Genomic DNA, 19,279 nt, shown 5'->3' with positions numbered 1-19,279 from the left:
ATTAATTCACCTCATAATAGTCCTTTACTTCTTTAACTAGTTGCCCAAAAAATTTATCTACACTTAAAAAATTATCTTCAAATAACTCTTTAAACTCTTCTTTATTTGTAAATGCTCCATCTACCATACCCACATAGGTAAACTCTTTTAGACCCTTTCCTAAAAAAGTACCTCGAACTACTTCTTCTATAGATTGCTTATTTACTTTAAATCCATTTTTATCTCCTTTTAATTTAATTCTACCTAAGAAAAATGGATTTGCTATTTCATATACTCCTCCTACTACAAATAGAGGAGATAAATTTTCTTGTCTACCTCTAATATTTCTATTCAATATTTTTATTATTTCTAAAAATTCTACTACTCTCTTACATTTCTCTTTATTATCAAGTTCTATATCTCCATCCTTACCTATTTTAGATAAATCTATAGTCACTGTATATGTATAATAACTCAAATGTTGTTCTATGTTGGCAAGATTAGGGTGTTCTCCTATTCTATCTGCCAACCCTTTATTATTTAAAAAGTCCATATCGCTTCTATATGGCTCAAGAGAAATTGCATTACTCAATCTTATAGTAGCTTCTCTAGTCACTGAACCTCCTTTTTTATCTTTTTCATCTTTTTTATTTGTTTTCATATATCCAAATAGGTCCATTTCTTCTGATTCTTTTATACTTATATTATCTTTAAACTGAACTGTACCTTTTCCTTTATCTACAACCTGTAAATTCCAATTAAATAACTCTGCTGCTAATCTGACTATATCATATCTTAGACATTGACGAGATGCAAATGTATAGATATTTCCATCTCCTCTACTTAGTTTTTTTAATTCAGATATATTGGTTATTCCTTCACCATAGTTTAAGCTTTGAGCTTGCGTTATTACAGTAAAAGTTAATCCTCTTTTCATATTATTTTTCCTCCTTATTATCTACTTTTATATTTTTTCTATCACATTTTTCTGACATTAATCCCATTATAAATGCGTATCCTATAGCTTCAAAATCTAAATCATCTTCACTAAGCATCTGTAAAAATTCTTCTGGTGGAGTTTTTTCACTTGGTGAAAAAATTCTTAAAACTGTTTGAAAAAAATCATTCTTATTACCAACCTTAATCAAATTTAAAAGCTTGTATGTTATTCCTTCTATTTTATTTTTAGCATTCTTATCAATATAGTAATCATGTATTTCACAACCTGATTCATAAACTTTTTTTAACTTTTTATAATCCATTTTATACACTCCCCTCTTATAGTTATTTACTATTGTTCTTAATTCAACTAGTCTAAAGCAATCTGTTCCTGATATATTTGATTTATTACTACCTTCCATATCATTTTTAACTTTTTCTCTTAAAATATTATTAATTAAATGCTTCAAGTCCCTATTTTTTAAAAGTAAATCTAATACATTTGATTTAAGCTTATAATCATATATGCCTTGTATTTTTTTACTTGCCTTCCCATTTGTAAATATTTTTACTAAATATGTAGGAATATTAAAGTAATTTATTTTACACTTTTTAGCATCTATACTTGCTTTAAATTCTACAAAAAGAATATTCCTAAGTTGCCATTCACTTTTTAATTTATTTTCTTCTACTATACTTTTTATAAATTTATTAAAAAAGTTTTCATCTTTGGAATCCGATATCTCACTTTTCTGTAATTTTAACTCATTATTTCTCTCAAAAAGCTCATTTATTGAAGTATCCATGTTAACAAATAAATAAAACTCATTATCTTCATTGGATAAATAATTTTTTCTTGTATAAGTAGACCCTGCTGGAGTACAAAACAATATAAGTTTACAAACATCACATATTGATGATGTATACTCCTGATTCCAAAACATATTTCTAGAATTATTGGTACTTACTCCAAGTGGAGCAAAATTACTTTCTGAATACTCATCTAATATGCCTTTGTAGGAACCACACATTTCACATACTTCTAAACTATCCATATACTGTTTTATATCTTCTATACTTTTATTTTTCTTTATAAAGTTTTTATTTATTTCCTTCATAATTTTTTCTATAGTATTTATACTAGACTTACTAACTTTTTTTTCACTTACATCTTTAGCTATACTATCTAATCTATCATTCAAATAGTTTTTTAACTTATCATAGTTATTCTCTTCTAATAAATCCTCTAACTCCCCAAAATATATAATTTGTCTTAAATAATCATTAAACATTACCTTTTTTAATCCATATAAATCTAACTTAGCCTTAGCAACATTAAAAAAACTAACTTGTCCAAAATAATTATCTTGAACTACATATTTATAAAGATTAGCTGTAAGTCTATCATTTATTGATTTCATTTTAAATATATCCATAATCTCATCAATTAAAGTTTTTAATAAATCAAATTCATCATAACTTTTTATCTTAGACATAATATCTAGCTTTTCTTTTATCAAGTTAGAGTTATCTTCATCAAATTTTTTAACCTTATCATTTTGTTGCTTTATATTATCTTTAATTTTCTTAATTCCATCTTTGATTTTATCAGGCTTAGATTTAATAAAATTTATACTGTAATCGACACTCTTCCTAATCCTTTTTGATACATCATATTCATCCATGAAGTAATTAAAATAATACTCATGAAAGTTTTCAAGAAACGAACTATCAAATTCGATATAATCTTCCTTAATAAATATTTGTTTTTCAGTACCTGATTTTTTTAGTATATTTAGAAATCCAACTATTCCCATATTAAAGAACCAGTCACCCCTATAAACTCTTAGCTTCATTTATATCACCTCCATTCTAAAATATCTACATCCCCAAATCCTTGAGCTCGCCTAAATCCCACTCCTAAACTGTAGATAAGATTTAAATCGTCAATATCACCTTTCAATATAAACTTACCTTTGTAGCCATTAACATATTGATATTCCTTACCTGTTATTTTTTTAAACTCTCTTAAACTCTCTTTAACTACTACCTTTTTAAGAGCTATATTTTCAAACTCTAACTTTCTTTTTAATCCTTCTCCCCTATAGTTTTTGACAACTTCATTAGTTATATAGTTTAACTCTTCTATATATCTATCATCACTTATATCCAAAAATTTTCCTTCTTTAGATTTTATGCAGATTGGAGATAGAGCATTGAATAATACCATATCTTCTGTTATCTTCTTTTCTCTTGATAAATCTATTCTAATCCTTGTAAGTTCATAGTCTTTATATAAACATTTTTTAGAAGTTATTAATCCATTATATATATGGAAACCTAGTTCTAAATCTGGAGTACTTACATTCAATATTACTTTATCTTTGATAATAAAATGCTCACCTTCAATACTATATTTTTTTATATAAACTGAAAATGTGAAATTCTTAGTTTTTTTATTATGCTTTTCGTTATAATAGTACATGTCTTTATAATAATATTCACTAGACTTCCTTATTGCCTCTTTTATAATACTCATGAAGAGTGAATTATAAGATATTGGTATACAATCTGTACTAAATTCAATTTTCATTTTCATAATATCACCTCTCTCAACTACTATATTAACACTAGACCGTGAACTATACCTGTCTTAATATAAAACTAATTAAAAAAATTAGTAAAGTTTTCTCAATTTTTCAATTTCAGATAAGATATCATTCTTCAGTCTCTCAGGTTCTATGACTTCAACATAAGCTCCCATACTTAAAATCCAGCTTTTTATTTCCTCATAACCTCTCATTTTAGCTTTAAACAATATAGATTCTTCATCAACATCACTAATTTGTTGATTATTAACCCATACCTTTTCCCTTATAATTGTTGCAAATGGTTGCTTAATTTTTATAGCTATATTAATTTCTTCTCCTTTGTAAATATCTATACTATTCTTACTATATTCGTTCCAATTGAAATTTCTATCTACAATATATTTTTCGTCTAAAACAATATAATCTTTAATTCTACATAATTTAAAATCTATAAACTTAAGTCTTTTTTCACAAAAAGCTACCATATAAGTATCTGATTTATAGTTAAACAAACCATATGGATGTACAACTCTTTCACTATTTCCAGAATTCAAAGAATAATATTTTATCTTAATTTTACGTTTTGTTGTATATGCTCTAGTTATTTCATTGCATTTCTTTTTTTCAAATCCATAATCACAATTACATTTTGCTTGTATTGTGAAATAATCCATATATGTATCGCTTTTTTCCCCTGCATTTAATACTGCTTTTATTTTGTCTACAATATTATTAAATTCATTTTTATAAATATCATTATTATACTCTAGTTGTGAATTTATCATATCTAGAATTGAAACTTCATTATCTAATAATCTAATGTATGAAAGGCTATTACATTTATCTATTTCATAACCACCATAAATTCCAGGTGTTGAGTTTACAAATATGCCTGCTTGTTCCAAATATTCTTTGTAACTTTTTATTTGCCTTTCACTTACTTCCAACTCTTCTGCTAACTCTTTGCATTTCATTTTACCTCTACTTTGAATTAATATCATCATTCTCAATGCATTAGCTAATTTACTAATAAATAACACCCCCTAATAACATTAATTAATATTTTATATTATTTATTTCTACAGATATGTGCATATAACCTCTTTATACTTCATATAAGTAGAATATTTTTATAATTTTGACATTTATTATGTCATATTCGTATAGAATCTTAATAATTAATACAATAAAAAATATTACTGAAAAAATAAACATTTATAATTTCAGTAATATTAATTAATTTTAAACCTTTTTGTTATTAGTTAATTATATCCATTAAAAATTGACTAAATTTAATCTTATCTCTTTTAAATAACTATTTCTTACAAGTAAGAAATACACTATTTGAACTATAAACAAGCTTCCCATTACTAAAATCGCAGATGACGCAACCTCTATATCAAATGAATTTTTCAGTGCAGTAAGTGCAAATATCGAATGTATAACAGCTACTACATAAGGTAACAAAAACACAATCCCAATCTCAATGGTTGAAGCTCTCTTAATCTCCTTATATGTCATCCCCAATTTATTTAACTGTTCATACTTTTTCTTGTCAACTTGACAATCCATATAAAACTTATTATATAAGAAACTGCTTGTAGTAACAAAGAAAATTAAACCTATAAATATTGCTAAAAACATAAATGTAGAATATGTTAGTTTACCAGTTTCTATCATTAATTCTTTGGAGAAAAACAAATATGGTTGCATTCCAGACTCATTATCAAATTTATCTTCGAATTGTTTACATACATCTATAGTTTCACTTGAACCTTTTACCTCAAATGCTGAGAATCTATCTACTATAAATTTTGATTTTATACTATCATAAAAATTATCCTTTACTACATACATATTTTTATAATATGCTGGCATAACACATTCTTCTACCTGTTTTGCCACTCTTAAGCTTATATTCCCTATAATGACATTTTCTTTTACCTTTTTATTCCCAGGTAGTCCTGATGAAAATAATGATATACATTCATTATCTTCAAAATTTATAGGCTTAACCCCTATACTCTTCGTAATTTCTAAGTACTTGGATTCTTTAATTATTCTTACATTAAAATCACTTTTCTTAGGAAATACAGTTTTAAACTCACCATTAACTCTTTCATAATCTATACCTTCTTTTTTTAACTTACTTTCTATAAAACTCATTCTTTCCTTATCTTTCTTTTTACTATCAGGTTTATTAGTGTCATTATGCAGAGTCATTGTTGAATAATATATTGTGTTAGGGTATATTAAATTAATTTGACGTTTTACATCTTTCCAAAATGAGTAAACTGTACCTATAGCAGTGAATGCCACTGCAGAAGTTATAGTTATCAAAAAGAATATCCTAGCATTATCCTTTACCTTATAAATTAAATTTGAAATCCAAAGCATATTTGTATTTCTTCTATAAAAACTTTTCTTCATCTTCAATTTTTTTATAAAGTACACACTAAATTGAGAAAAGAATAAATAAGTTGCTACTATAGTAAGAGATGTAACTGGAACTAATCGTAAATAAGTTGTATACTGGTCAGTTGATGTAACAGCACTATAATATGCTATTACAAACAGGCAAATACTTAATATAGCAAGTATTAGTGATGTTTTAGGCTCTGGTTTTGGAGTTTTTGTACCTTTAAGTAACCTCAATACTTGATTTTCTTTAATTATAAAAGAAGTAAATATAGATGTTAATATAGCTAAAACCATAAAATAAATTAAAGTGGAAAACATTGCATTTAATGGTATATAAAAGTTTAGAGGTGATAATTCTAAAAAGGTAGACATAACTACTAAAAATACCTTTGAAAAAATTAAACCTACTATTATTCCAATTACAGAAGATACTATATTTATTACTATATTTTCTATAAGAACCAATTTCATTACTTGTCGTTTTGATATACCTGTAATATAGAGTATTCCAAACTCTTTATATCTACTTTTAAGAAAAACACTCACTGAATAAAATACAAAGAAGAATAAAAACAAATATGCAATTATTTTACTCATCTTAAGCCCTTCTTTTAAATAGTCAGGAAATTGAGATATATCTAAATCTGGATGACCTGTAAACATAATAAAAGAAAAAAGTAGTGACGAGGATATAACAATACTTGTTAAATATCCTAGATATGCTTTAATATTTCTTGAAATATTATTAATGGCAAATTGTTTTATGTTCATTAATTATCTCCTCCCAATAATGTAAGCACATCCATTACTTCTTGATAAAATTGTTCTCTACTATTTTCCTTATATATTTCATTGTATATAGCTCCATCCTTTATAAATAAAATACGATTACAATAGCTTGCTGCTAATGGGTCATGAGTTACCATCATAGTAGTGACTTTATTGTCTTTATTTATCTTTTGAAATAGTTCCATTACAGTCTTGGATGACTTTGAATCTAAATTACCTGTTGGCTCATCTGCCAAGAGTATTGATGGTTTATTGATTAAGGCCCTAGCAATAGCAGTTCTCTGAGCTTGACCGCCAGACACTTCAAAAGTTCTTTTATTTAATAAATCTTCTATACCTAAAATTTTAGATACTTCATTTAGCTTCTCATCTTGCGCTTTTACACTTACCTTATCCAATGTCAATGGCAATACTATATTTTCGCCAATAGTTAAAGTATCCAATAGATTAAAATCTTGAAATACAAACCCCAATTCTCTTCGTCTAAATAATGCAAGTTCTTCACCTTTTAGTGATAATGGATTTTTACCTTTTAATTCTATTTTTCCTGTAGTTGGCTTATCTATAGTAGAAATCATATTTAAAAGAGTGGTCTTTCCACTTCCAGATGGTCCCATAATTCCTACAAATTCTCCATCATCTATACTAAAACTTATATTGTTTAATGCATTAAAAATCATTTTTTTACCATATACCTTGCTCAAATTACTCACAATTAAAGTTTTCATTATTTATAGCTCCTTTATAAGTTATAAAATGACATGCAGTATATATTAAATACTACTCATATTAATTAAAGAAATTTTATATAAAGACTGAATTTATTTTAGTTTATATACTAATTATATTAGTAAAAGCTAATACAGCAAGTACTATACCTGCCACTATTCTATATACAGCAAATACTCTCATTGGTTTTTTCTTTAAAAAATTTACGAACTTTTCCATAACTACTATAGACACAAGAAAAGCTACTATAAACCCAACAATTAAAGCAATCCATAAAGTTGGTGTCATTATTGAATAATCAAATTCAAATAAATCTAGTCCTGAAGAAGCTACCATTGCTGGTATAGCTAAGAAAAAAGAAAATTCCGCTGCTGTAGGAGAATTAAGCCCTGCTATCCATCCACCCATAATAGTGGATGCACTTCTTGACATTCCCGGCCACGCAGATAAAACTTGTAATACACCAATCTTCAAAGCTTGTGCCGGAGTAATTTTATCTATATTATCTGTTGAGTGCTTCTTTTTTCTGAATAGAGTTTCTACAACTAATAATAAAATTCCTCCAACTATAAACCCTACAATTACAGATTGTAAATTAAACAATGCTTTTATGTTATCATAAAATATAACTCCCACAATTCCAAATGGTATGCAACCTACAATAACATTTATTCCAAACTTAAATCCAGTTTTTCCTTCCTTTCCTCCAGTAAATATGAATTTAAAAAACTCTATAACACTATTCTTTATTTTTTTCCAATAAAGTACTACTACTGCTAGGATAGCTCCAAGTTGTATTACAACTTCAAACATTTCAGCAAATTGACCTTTAAAATCTATCAAACTTCCCACCAAAATCATATGACCTGTAGATGATACTGGAATAAATTCTGTAAGTCCCTCCACTATAGCTATTATTATTGATTTTAATATAAAAATGATATCCAAACTCATTGATAAACACCCTTTCTTTACTATATAATCTTCTTAAAATTTCTTTTCTTATGTCATTTCTTATACTAATTTTAATTGACATTAGAAAGTTTCACTATCTACAAACATTACACAAACATTACATCTATGTAATGTTTGCAAAAAATAAACTATTTTAAAATTAGATTGTATAATTATAAATCTCATTAAAATATATGGACATATTAATTTTAACAAGATATTTAAATTATAAATACAATATTAATCCATCTTAAAATAGCCTCTTATTAGTTTATATTATCTTTACTGAATATTATTGAAACTTCAGTTCCTTTCCCAACTTCTGATTTTATATTGACCATATGACCTAAGTTGTCACATACTTTTTTTACTAAATAGAGTCCCATACCTGTGGATTCTCCAAATTTACGTCCATTTTCTCCTGTAAAAAATGGGTCAAATACTCTTTTTATATCTTTAGATACAATTCCAACACCTTTGTCTATTATACTTAAAATTATAGACTTATTATTTTCTTCAGATTTTATAATTAAATCTTTACTGTAATCTTTGGAATATTTAACTCCATTTGTAATTAACTGATTTATTATAAATTTCATCCATTTTATATCTGTATAAATATAAATAGATTTATCTATATGTATTTTAGGAATTATACCATTCTTTATGAATAATCTCTTTTCCTCATTTATAGTATCTACTATGATATCATTCAAATTAGCTTTTTCAACCACAAAATCTTTCTGAAATTCATCCACTCTTGCGAAATACATGGCCATGTTTAAGCCTTTATTAAGTCTATCTATCTCTTTTTTTATATTTTCAGTAACTTCTTCACCTTCATATTCCTGAAGTTGAAGACTTATAACTGATATTGGAGTTTTCATTTGATGAATCCATTGGTTGATAAAAGTTAAGTGTTCACTATGTATTTTTTTATGTTCTTGAATCATTGATTGATATAATCTATGTTGTTGTTTTAAAATAACTGATATGTTTTCTCCGAAAAAAGAGTTCCCTAAATATAAAAAGGATTCATCTAAAGAGCTTATACCTTTTGTAAATATAGTATATACTTCTCTGTTTTTATAATATTTATATACCAAAAAACATAATAATATAAAAGTACTAAACAATAAGATATACAAAGCTTCTTCTACACTAATAAATTTCATAAGACTACAATAAATAATTGTCATAGATATTCCTAAATAATATATAAAAATATAGCCTTTACAATCTTTAAATAATAATTTCATATTTTCTCCTTACCAATTTTTATTTAATTTATATCCTACTCCTCGTACAGTTTGAACAGCATCATTTATACCTAACTCCTCAAATCTTTTTCTTATTCTGCTAACATTTACATTTAGAGTATTTTCCTCTACAAACTCAATATCATCCCATATCTTTTCTAATAGATAATCTCTACTTACTACTTTAGGGTATTTTTTTATAAGACACTCAAGTAATATTCCTTCTTTTTTGGTGATAACCAAAGTCTTATCCTCTAACTCTATCTCTAACCTTTCTGGATAAAATTTTAATCCATCTAGTTCTAATATTCTCTCATCTATTTTAGGCGAATATTCACCATATACCCTTCTTATCTGACTTTTTATCTTTGCCATTACTACATCATAATAAAAAGGCTTTGTTATATAGTCATCAGCTCCACTTTCTAAAGCTCTAATCTGGTCTAAATTACTATCTCTAGCTGATACAAAAATTATAGGAATATTTGACTGTTGTCTAATACATCTACACCAATAGAATCCATCAAATTTTGGTAAATTTACATCTAAAAGCACTAAGTCTGGCTTGAAATTTACAAATGTAGTAATTATATTATCAAAGTTTTCTTCAACCATTACTTCAAATCCATATTTCTCTATATAATCTTTAAGTAATGTACTTATTGATATATCATCTTCTACAATATATATTTTATGACTCATATAATTCCTCCATATTTTAGTTTTCTTATTTACCATATATTCATATAACTTTCACATATGGCTTTATGTATAGTATAGATACCTACTCAGATATCTATCAATTTATTAAATTTCAAAATACAATATATTAATATTTATTAACGAATATTGGTAATATTTATACTTATAATTTTCTAATTTTTTGTTTGATATACACTTATTTACATAATATTATATATTACATTTATACCTGTATACTATCTATATTAAGCATGATATCTTTGTATCTATATATAATAAAATATTATTGTTAACTTTATTAATATAATTGTATTATAAAATACCTTATATAAAATACTATAAAAATATCTTCTTCTATCTGTAAATAAATATATTATATATTTAAAAACACTCTAATAATTTAAAATTAAAACATATCTCTTCGCTATATAAACATACCATTAGCATATATTTTTATCAATAGAATAGAAAAAGTTACCTTAAATAAGGTAACTTAAACTTTTAACACTATTATCACTACTACTTAGCATTATATATTAATTCTTTTATGTTTACTTTTTTCTCTTGTAATCCATTTTTTATTAAGAAGTCTTGTGTCTCCTCAAGAGAAGATATATCTTTGTCTGTTATATCTAAACTAAAATCATACCAAGCATATAATTCTTTAGTTTCTTCAACGCTTAAATCAACTTCTTTTGCTACCTTTTCCATAGCTTCATCAAAGTTATTATCTACATATTCTAAAGTTTCTTTTTCAACTTTCATAAATCTTTCAACTACCTCTGGATGTTTTTCAGCAAAATCCGTACTAACAGCAGTTACTATTATGCCATCTACTAAACCTTCACCATTTGCTACAAGTTTACTTCCAGACTTCATGGCTTTAAGAGCTGCTGGTCCAGCAATCAATGCAGCATCAACACTACCATCAGAAAGAGCTGCTGATGCTTCTGGAATACCCATGTTAACAAACTCTACACCATCCATACTTAATCCTTCTTTATCAAGTGCTGCAATTAATACTTGATGTAATATAGTCCCTTTTGGTCCTGCTACTTTCTTACCTTCTAAATCTGCTGCTGATTTTATTGAATCATTATTTGTTAAAATCATAAATCCTTTTGGTGACCTACTATAAGTGTTTAGTATCTTTAATTCCACTCCATTAGATGCAGCTATCAAAGCTGATGTACCACCTAATGCGTGTAAAAAGTCTATTTCTCCAGCAGCTAAAGCCTGTGTTTGCTCTGGTCCTGTAGTAATTTCATGAAAATTAACTTTTATATTATTCTTTTTAAATTCTTTCCCAAATAAATCATCCTGTTTTTGAATTATAGAAGGTACATTTAGTGGTGATTTTACATAAGTTAAATTTATTTCTGAAAGATTTTCACTATCATTCTTTTTTGCACATCCAGCTAAAGATGCTGTCGCAAGTGTCAATATTGTTATACCTATCAATAGTTTTTTTAATTTCATATTTTTACTCCTTAAAATATTATTAATTTCTTTAAATGCCTTTATTTGATTTCATTGTCATTAAAATATCTTTTTTTAATTTAATATAGTAATTTGAAGTTAAATCTCTATTATAATCATCCTCTATATTAAATTCTTCTATTTTTCTTTCATTTGTAAAAACAACTATTTTCTTGCCTATCTTTAATGCTTCATCAATATCATGAGTTACAAATATTACACCTTTATTGGTTGACTTATGTATTCTTACAACTTCATTTTGCATATCAATCCTTGTAAAATAATCTAGTGCTGAAAAAGGCTCGTCCATAAACAACATATCTGGATTAAAAGAAAGTGCTCTAGCTATACTTACTCTCTGTGCCATACCTCCTGAAAGCTCATTTGGATAAGAATTTTTAAACTTCTGTAAGTTCATCATTTTAAGATATTTTTCTATATCAATACTGTCTTGCTTATTTGATTCACTTACTTTGTTCTTCTCATTTAAATAAATATTATTATCATGCCTATCTTTATTAATGGTACTTTTTGAGTGATTTAATTTATTGAATATTTTATTTAAAAGATTACTTTTTTGTTGATTGTGAAAAGCTATGTTTTCGCTCACATTTAGCCAAGGCATCAATCTACTTTCTTGAAATACAAAACCAACATTAGGTTTATACTCTTTATTATCTTTTACAAACCTAATATCACCACTATTTATATCTTCAAGTGATGCAATTGCCCTAAGTAAAGTAGTCTTCCCACATCCACTTTCACCTAAAATTACAGTTATATGACTTCTGTCTATATCTAAGGAAATATCACTAAGCACTACATGTTCTTCATTATCAACTTTATAACTTTTAGATAGATTTCTGATTATATACCCAGAATTACATACTGTATTACTCATATGCTTCCACCATCTTTCCCTTACTTACCTTTTTTACAATAATTGAAAATATATAGTCTGTAATTATTCCTAGAAGTCCAATTACAATTATTCCTACAATAACAACATCTGTCCTAGACATTTCTTTTCCATCAGATATTAAGTATCCAAGACCAGATGAAGCAGCTACAAGCTCAGCTCCTATAATTGCTCTAAAACTATATCCAAGTGCTAACTTTAGACCAATAGCAATATCGAGAATTGCATTAGGAATAATTATTCTAAATATTATCTGAAGCTTTGACAATTCAAATACTCTACCTACTTCAATTAACTTTGAATCACAATTTCTAATCCCCTTTAATGTACTTGTAAAGATTGGGAAAAAAGATGCCAAAATTATAATTATTATTTTTGATTCTTCACCTATACCAAACCACAATATAAGCATTGGTATTAAAGCAAGTGGTGGTGTATTTCTCAAAAAATTTATTAATGATTTAAAGTACTCATAAACTTTACCATAAATTCCAAAGAATATACCTAAAGGAACACCTATAATTGTACTTATTACAAACCCTATCAAAACTCTTTTCATACTTGCATATACATTAACAAATATTGAACCATCATTTATCATATTTAAAAATGTACTATACACTTTTTCAGGTGGTGGTAATATATATTCACTCCAAATACCAAGATAATTTGTAATTTTCCACAATACAAGAATTATAAAAAATATCAAAACACTTTTTATTAACCTTAAAAGTTTATCATTAATTTTATTGCCCATTTACAAACCATCTCCATTATTACATCCATCTTTACAATAAAACATTTCTACTATATCATACTTATCCTCAGAGCCATTTTTAATTTCTTGTATTTTACTTAATATTTCATCTTCGCTTGACACTTCAAGAACTTTTTCAAAAGAATCCTTAAAATACCCTAATGGAATTGGAGATTCATCTATTTTTCCAAGTGATTTTATACCTTCTTTTTCAGCAAATTCCTTCCATGTATAAAATAGAGCATTATCTTTATCCTTAAATTTTTCACTAGCAAAATCTCTTAATTGTGTACATGGACAGGTTACTATTAACATATCCTCTTTACTCTTAATATATTTTTCGTATAAAACTCTACAAGTCCTTACTAATATTGGTTCTATCATAGGAACTTCAAAACCATCTATCAAATTATTTCTTTTTAAAAGATTTATGCTTTCTGGACATCTACAATCTAATATCGTGTTTTCAGTCTTTTTTGCATATTCTTTGTACTGATTCTTTACATATTCTAATTGTGCCTCACATTCAACCATTATGTACCCTTTTTTTATCAAAGTTTCTTTAATAGTATTAAACTTTTCCTCATACATTTTTTCTGCTACTGGATTTATTAGAAGATATTTATTCATAGCTCCTCCTATTATTTAATATTGAATATTATTCTCAACTATTAGTTTAAATGAGTACTTTATTTTTGTCAATATATTAATTTTTTCTTTAAAAAATAATGTTTATTTACAATTTTTCACTTTTTTACTTACAATATTAAAATAATACATTCAATTTATTTTAACAATAAGATATACATTTTACTATTAATCTACTTATAATGACAAATATATAATTAGTTTCGATAATTTGATGTCAATGTTACACATGTAAAAATATACATATTATACAAAAATCAAACTGGGTTTTACCAGTAAACTAAAAAAGTGAAGTCTAATTAATACTTCACTTTTTACAATAATTATAAATATTTTATTTTAATATCATCAACAATCTGTAAAATCTTATCTCTAACATCTATGGGTTCTAATACTTCAATGTGATTTCCAAAAGAGAGCACATATCCATAAATCCAATCATTTTGAGGATACTGTACATTTACAATAAAATTTCCATCGTTATCGTATAATATATTATCAATATCAAATTCATCATAAACTCTATATGCTATATCTTTAGAAATTTTCAATTTTAAAATAATATTTTTATTCTTATCTTCTTTTATCTCTCCCACTTCAATTGGTATGCTTCGTATAAATGTCTGCTCACAAATACAGATATTCTTCATCCTTACGACCTTAAAAATTCTATAATCATTTTTTTGACGACAATAAGCTTTAATATACCATGACTTTTCTTTAAACCAAAGCATAAGTGGCTCTACACAACGTTTAGTTATCTTTCCATAAGTATTTATATACTCAAAAGTTATAATATTACAATCTAATATAGCTGATTTTATCTTTATAAATTTATCTTTTTCTACATCATTACTACACCAATGAGAAAAATCAACAGTTATCCAATTTAAATCTGATTTACAAAACAAGGCTCTAAGTTTTGCTAATGTAGAATTCATATCTGGATATTTAAGCATATTTAAACCCTCTAGTGATGCTAGAATTTCTTTCTGCTCTTGCTCAGATAAAATAGATTTATCAAAAGTAAAATTATCTAAAATACCTATACCACCATTTCTACCTTTATCAGTATAAATTGGAATACCAGAAGATGACAATATTTCAATATCTCTACAAATAGTTCGCCTAGATACTTCAAAGTGTTCAGCTAACTCCTTTGCAGTTACTCTTTTCTTATCTAACAGGATATAAATAATTTCAAATAATCTATTACTTTTCATATAATCACCTCATTACTTTATTATAGTATAAAAATAAAGCAATCTAATATCATAATATAATGCTTACATTTCCCTTTCTACTTCAAAACGCAAAACAGTTTTCAATGACTCAGGAGATACTTTTCTAGCATCACTTATATAAATTTCACGATGTATATAAGATTTTCTTAGAAGCTTATTTTTTTTACAAAATTCACTCATAATGTCAAAGCTTTCTGGTTCATCATCATATGAGCCTATATGAAGCATTTGAACACATAGACCTTCATTAATAGACCCAAATCTAACTTTTTCAAGAAGATTATGTGGTTTCTTCTTTTTTAATATATCAATAGCTTTATTTAACAGGTCTTGTGTAACAAAATCTGGCTGACGTATCATTATAGTATAAATCAAATCTTCTTTAATAAGTATATCTGAACATTTGCTTTTTTCTCCCTTATTCCATATACCTTCTAAAGGAAAAACAGTATAATCAAAATACCCTTCTGGTACAATTCCCTTTTGAGGCATAGTTTTTATTGCATATGCCAAAGAGTAAAGTACTCCTATTGCTTCAGTAAATTCTTTAGTATTTGGGTCTCCACTGCCTTTTAACATGATAAATTTCTGCTCTGGTACTTCAACTATCACAGGATTCTTCTTAGGTAAATATAACTCTTTATCTTTTTTTCTCCATTCATATTTCATAAAAAATACCTCCGTATATACATTTTATACATTGATATTATCATGCTAAAGGTGACATCAGCGTGTCACATTTTATAAAATAAATTATATTATAAAATCTTCATCTTCTAACTCTTCATAGACCCCTTTTTGATATCCATTACCTTTAGTTGAAAAGAAATCATGTGTTTTAGTTTCAGTACTAAGTCCATTTAACACAATTGGATTGATAGCATTTACATTATAGAGTCTTTCAAATCCTAAATTTTCTAAAGCTCTATTTGCATTGTATTTCAAAAAATCTACAACCTCTTCTTCAAGTCCACTATCTTTATATATTACATTTGTATACTCTATCTCATTTTCCATAAGACTAGCAAGTATAGAATACATCTTATCTTCTAATTTTTTCTTATCAGTATTATTAAATGAATTGTATATCTCTTGTGCAAGAAGCCCTATGTATTTACCATGTAAAGATTCATCTCTAAGAATAAGTGATATTATTTCTCCACTAGCCACCATTTTTCCTTGACCAGACAGATACAATGGATAAAAGAATCCTGAATAAAACAAGAAACTCTCCAAAAACACGCTTGTAACCATTGATAAATATAAATTCTTTTGGTTTGTAGTATTTTCATATTGAGCTAGAACTAAATCAGCCTTTCGTTGTAATGTTGGCTCTGTTTCTATCCATTCAAATAAATCATCTATCTCGGAGTTAGAAAGCAAAGTCATAAATATGGAAGAATAACTTTTTGCATGTATTTCTTCCATAGTACCCATAAAAGATAAAACTGCTTTTCTTTGAAGATTATCTGTTAAACCCATCATTGATGGAATTCCATTATTCCCTTGCTTTGTATCCAATAAGGTCAGTCCACCTAACACTTTTTTATATAAGTCTTTTTCATTATCATCTAATTCATTCCATACCTTAATATCTTTAGAGACAGATATTTCTTCAGGAAGCCAAAATTGTTTTACATTTTGTTCCCAAAAAGCCTGTGTGAATCCATCTTCTTCTTTATTCCAATTAACTGCATCATGTGTTTTATGTAATTTAAATGTCATATATTTCTCTCCCTATACTGAACATACTAGACACTCATGAGTATCTCTTGTCATCTTTGTTCTTGTGTAATATAAACTTTTAAGACCTTTTTTATATGCATATATGTAATGTCTAGCTATATCTCTAGTTGTCTTTTCATCTGTAACAAACAATGTTGTTGATATTCCTTGGTCAACATGTTGTTGAACTGTTGATACTAAATCTATAACTTTCCTCATATCCATTCTATATGCTGATTGATAATACAACATATTTTCATTAGTTAAAAATGGCATTGGATATATTGTGGTTGAATCTCCATATGTTCTTACTTCTACTGGCTCAGTAATTGGCATTATACTTGATGTTGCATTTTGGACATAACTAATGCTTTGAGTTGGGGCTACTGCCATTAAATATGCATTATATATACCTTTTTCTTTGACCTCATCTAATAATTTTGTCCAATCTTCTTTTGTTGGTATATAAATACCTTCAAATAATGCTTTTACCTTTTCTAGCTTAGGTAGATAAGATTGTTCATAGTATTTTGATAATACCTTGCTTTTTCTTCCCTTAGCATATTCTGATTTTTCAAACCCTTCAAAAGTTTGATTTTTTTCTATAGCTATTTTCATAGATGCTTTAATTGAATAATATCTAATCATTGCAAAAAATACATCAGAAAACTCTACAGCATCCTCTGAAGTATATAAAATATTTTCTCTTACTAAGTATCCATGCAAATTCATAGCTCCCAATCCTATAGAATGAGATTTGCTATTACTATTATTTACAGTTGGTACTGGCTTTATGTCTGTTTTATCTGCTACAAATGTCAATGCTCTTATTGATGTCTCAACTGTGCTTTCTATAGTTTTATTGTCCATAACATTTGCTATATTTAAAGAACCAAGATTACAACTTATATCTTGACCCCATTTATTTTCTCCACCATAGCCTTCTATTTCTGAAGATGTTTGATACTGGAAGATTTCACAACACAAGTTAGACATTTTTACCATACCAACCTCTTTCAATGTATGTTCCCTATTGGCTGTATCTATATACACTACATATGGATATCCACTTTCTTGTTGCATTTGTGCTATTTTAGTCAACATTTGTCTAGGATTTATTTCTTTTTTTCTTATATCTTCATCATTAACTAATCTATCATACCACTCACTCATTTCTATCTCATCAAGGTAAACTCCATACTTTTTATACACAGTATGAGGATAAAATGCATAAGCTACTTCATTTTTTTCTGCTAACTCCATAAATTTATCAGGTATAATAGCTCCCAGCGATAATGTAGCAAGTCTTATTTTTTCATCAGCATTTATCTTTTTAGTATCCATCAATAATTCAAAATCAGGATGAAATACTGTGAGATAAACTGCACCAGAACCTTGTCTAGCTCCCATCTGATTAAAATAGCTGAATGATTGTTCCAACATTTTAGCTACTCCAACAACACCTCCAGCTGCACCTTCTATATCTTTAATAGATTCACCTGATGCTCTAAGCTTAGATAAGTTTAACGCAACTCCTCCACCTATTTTTGATAAATGATTTGATGAAGATATCGCATATGAAATACCTTCTGTGCTATCTTCTACAGATAGTAAAAAACATGATACCATTTCTCCTGCTCTCTTTCTTCCAGCATTTAAAAATGTAGGTGTAGCTGGTTGAAATTCTTGTTTTACTATTTTGTCTGCCAAGTTTAAAGCTAGACTCTCATCACCATTTCCTAATGTTAAAGCTACAATTAATACTTTTTCATTATATGTTTCTAATATCTCTTTTCCATCATTACTTTTTAATGCATAATTTTGATAAAATTTATTTGCACTCATATATGATTGAAACTTAAATTTATGTTCCTCAATAAGTTTGTATATCTTTTTAATAAAATCCATGCTATATTTATGTATTACTTCTTCTAAATAATAACCTTCATCCATTAGATACTTCAATCTTTCTTCTAGATTATTAAATTTCTTTAACTTTGGATTTATAAATTCTTCTATGTAACTACTTAGGGCTTCCTTATCCTTTTCCAGTTGATATTTCCCTTGTTCATTTTTAATTATCACTTGATTGTTAAGCTCTATCCAATTCATTATTTACCGTCCTTTTAACATAATCTTGTGCT

At 26.7% G+C, this 19,279-nt stretch carries 17 protein-coding genes; all 17 read right to left on the bottom strand.

The genetic code is table 11. The features are described 5' to 3' along the window. Window position 1 precedes the first annotated feature (1 nt). Window positions 2-916, bottom strand: coding sequence for a type I-B CRISPR-associated protein Cas7/Cst2/DevR (cas7i, locus tag IC174_RS01950; RefSeq protein ID WP_227433946.1), 915 nt, complete (start codon window positions 914-916; stop codon window positions 2-4). Between the two features lies 1 nt (window position 917). Further along, a complete protein-coding gene (gene cas8a1 / locus IC174_RS01945) occupies window positions 918-2,774 on the bottom strand; it encodes a type I-B CRISPR-associated protein Cas8b1/Cst1 (RefSeq protein WP_227482022.1) in 1,857 nt (618 codons plus the stop codon). A gap of 5 nt (window positions 2,775-2,779) precedes the next feature. Next, window positions 2,780-3,517, bottom strand: a complete 738-nt coding sequence (gene cas6 / locus IC174_RS01940) for a CRISPR-associated endoribonuclease Cas6 (protein ID WP_227433944.1) — start codon at window positions 3,515-3,517, stop codon at window positions 2,780-2,782. Between the two features lie 78 nt (window positions 3,518-3,595). Further along, a complete protein-coding gene (locus IC174_RS01935; RefSeq protein ID WP_227482021.1) occupies window positions 3,596-4,549 on the bottom strand; it encodes a WYL domain-containing protein in 954 nt (317 codons plus the stop codon). Window positions 4,550-4,784: 235 nt separating this feature from the next. Continuing rightward, window positions 4,785-6,701: an ABC transporter permease gene (locus IC174_RS01930; RefSeq protein WP_227482020.1), complete on the bottom strand. Its 1,917-nt coding sequence runs from the start codon at window positions 6,699-6,701 to the stop codon at window positions 4,785-4,787. Next, a complete protein-coding gene (locus IC174_RS01925; protein ID WP_227482019.1) occupies window positions 6,701-7,447 on the bottom strand; it encodes an ABC transporter ATP-binding protein in 747 nt (248 codons plus the stop codon). Before IC174_RS01925 ends, IC174_RS01930 begins: the two co-directional genes overlap by 1 nt. A gap of 103 nt (window positions 7,448-7,550) precedes the next feature. Then, complete coding sequence (locus tag IC174_RS01920; protein ID WP_227482018.1) at window positions 7,551-8,402, bottom strand: undecaprenyl-diphosphate phosphatase; 852 nt, start codon at window positions 8,400-8,402, stop codon at window positions 7,551-7,553. Window positions 8,403-8,668: 266 nt separating this feature from the next. Further along, window positions 8,669-9,661, bottom strand: coding sequence for a sensor histidine kinase (locus IC174_RS01915; protein WP_227482017.1), 993 nt, complete (start codon window positions 9,659-9,661; stop codon window positions 8,669-8,671). A 9-nt stretch (window positions 9,662-9,670) separates the two neighbouring features. Beyond that, window positions 9,671-10,363, bottom strand: a complete 693-nt coding sequence (locus IC174_RS01910; RefSeq protein ID WP_227482016.1) for a response regulator transcription factor — start codon at window positions 10,361-10,363, stop codon at window positions 9,671-9,673. 519 nt (window positions 10,364-10,882) lie between these two features. Continuing rightward, window positions 10,883-11,842 carry an ABC transporter substrate-binding protein gene (locus IC174_RS01905; RefSeq protein WP_227482015.1) on the bottom strand — a complete coding sequence of 320 codons (960 nt, stop codon included), beginning with the start codon at window positions 11,840-11,842 and terminating at the stop codon, window positions 10,883-10,885. Window positions 11,843-11,873: 31 nt separating this feature from the next. Further along, window positions 11,874-12,743 carry an ABC transporter ATP-binding protein gene (locus tag IC174_RS01900; protein WP_227482014.1) on the bottom strand — a complete coding sequence of 290 codons (870 nt, stop codon included), beginning with the start codon at window positions 12,741-12,743 and terminating at the stop codon, window positions 11,874-11,876. Next, a complete protein-coding gene (locus tag IC174_RS01895) occupies window positions 12,736-13,518 on the bottom strand; it encodes an ABC transporter permease (RefSeq protein WP_227482013.1) in 783 nt (260 codons plus the stop codon). The genes IC174_RS01900 and IC174_RS01895 overlap by 8 nt, the downstream gene beginning before the upstream one ends. Beyond that, the gene (locus IC174_RS01890) at window positions 13,519-14,148 is read right to left on the bottom strand and encodes a hypothetical protein (protein ID WP_227482012.1); all 630 of its coding nucleotides are present in this window, start codon (window positions 14,146-14,148) and stop codon (window positions 13,519-13,521) included. A 341-nt stretch (window positions 14,149-14,489) separates the two neighbouring features. Continuing rightward, window positions 14,490-15,389, bottom strand: coding sequence for a helix-turn-helix transcriptional regulator (locus IC174_RS01885; RefSeq protein WP_227482011.1), 900 nt, complete (start codon window positions 15,387-15,389; stop codon window positions 14,490-14,492). Window positions 15,390-15,452: 63 nt separating this feature from the next. Beyond that, window positions 15,453-16,079, bottom strand: a complete 627-nt coding sequence (locus IC174_RS01880) for a GyrI-like domain-containing protein (RefSeq protein ID WP_227482010.1) — start codon at window positions 16,077-16,079, stop codon at window positions 15,453-15,455. Between the two features lie 84 nt (window positions 16,080-16,163). Further along, window positions 16,164-17,135 carry a class 1b ribonucleoside-diphosphate reductase subunit beta gene (gene nrdF, locus IC174_RS01875; protein WP_227433931.1) on the bottom strand — a complete coding sequence of 324 codons (972 nt, stop codon included), beginning with the start codon at window positions 17,133-17,135 and terminating at the stop codon, window positions 16,164-16,166. A 12-nt stretch (window positions 17,136-17,147) separates the two neighbouring features. Further along, window positions 17,148-19,247, bottom strand: coding sequence for a class 1b ribonucleoside-diphosphate reductase subunit alpha (gene nrdE / locus IC174_RS01870; RefSeq protein WP_227482009.1), 2,100 nt, complete (start codon window positions 19,245-19,247; stop codon window positions 17,148-17,150). Between the last annotated feature and the right edge of the window lie 32 nt (window positions 19,248-19,279).

The sequence above is a fragment of the Clostridioides sp. ES-S-0001-03 genome (assembly GCF_020676075.1).
Taxonomy (GTDB): Bacteria; Bacillota; Clostridia; order Peptostreptococcales; family Peptostreptococcaceae; genus Clostridioides.
This window is presented reverse-complemented; position numbering and strand designations above follow the sequence as displayed.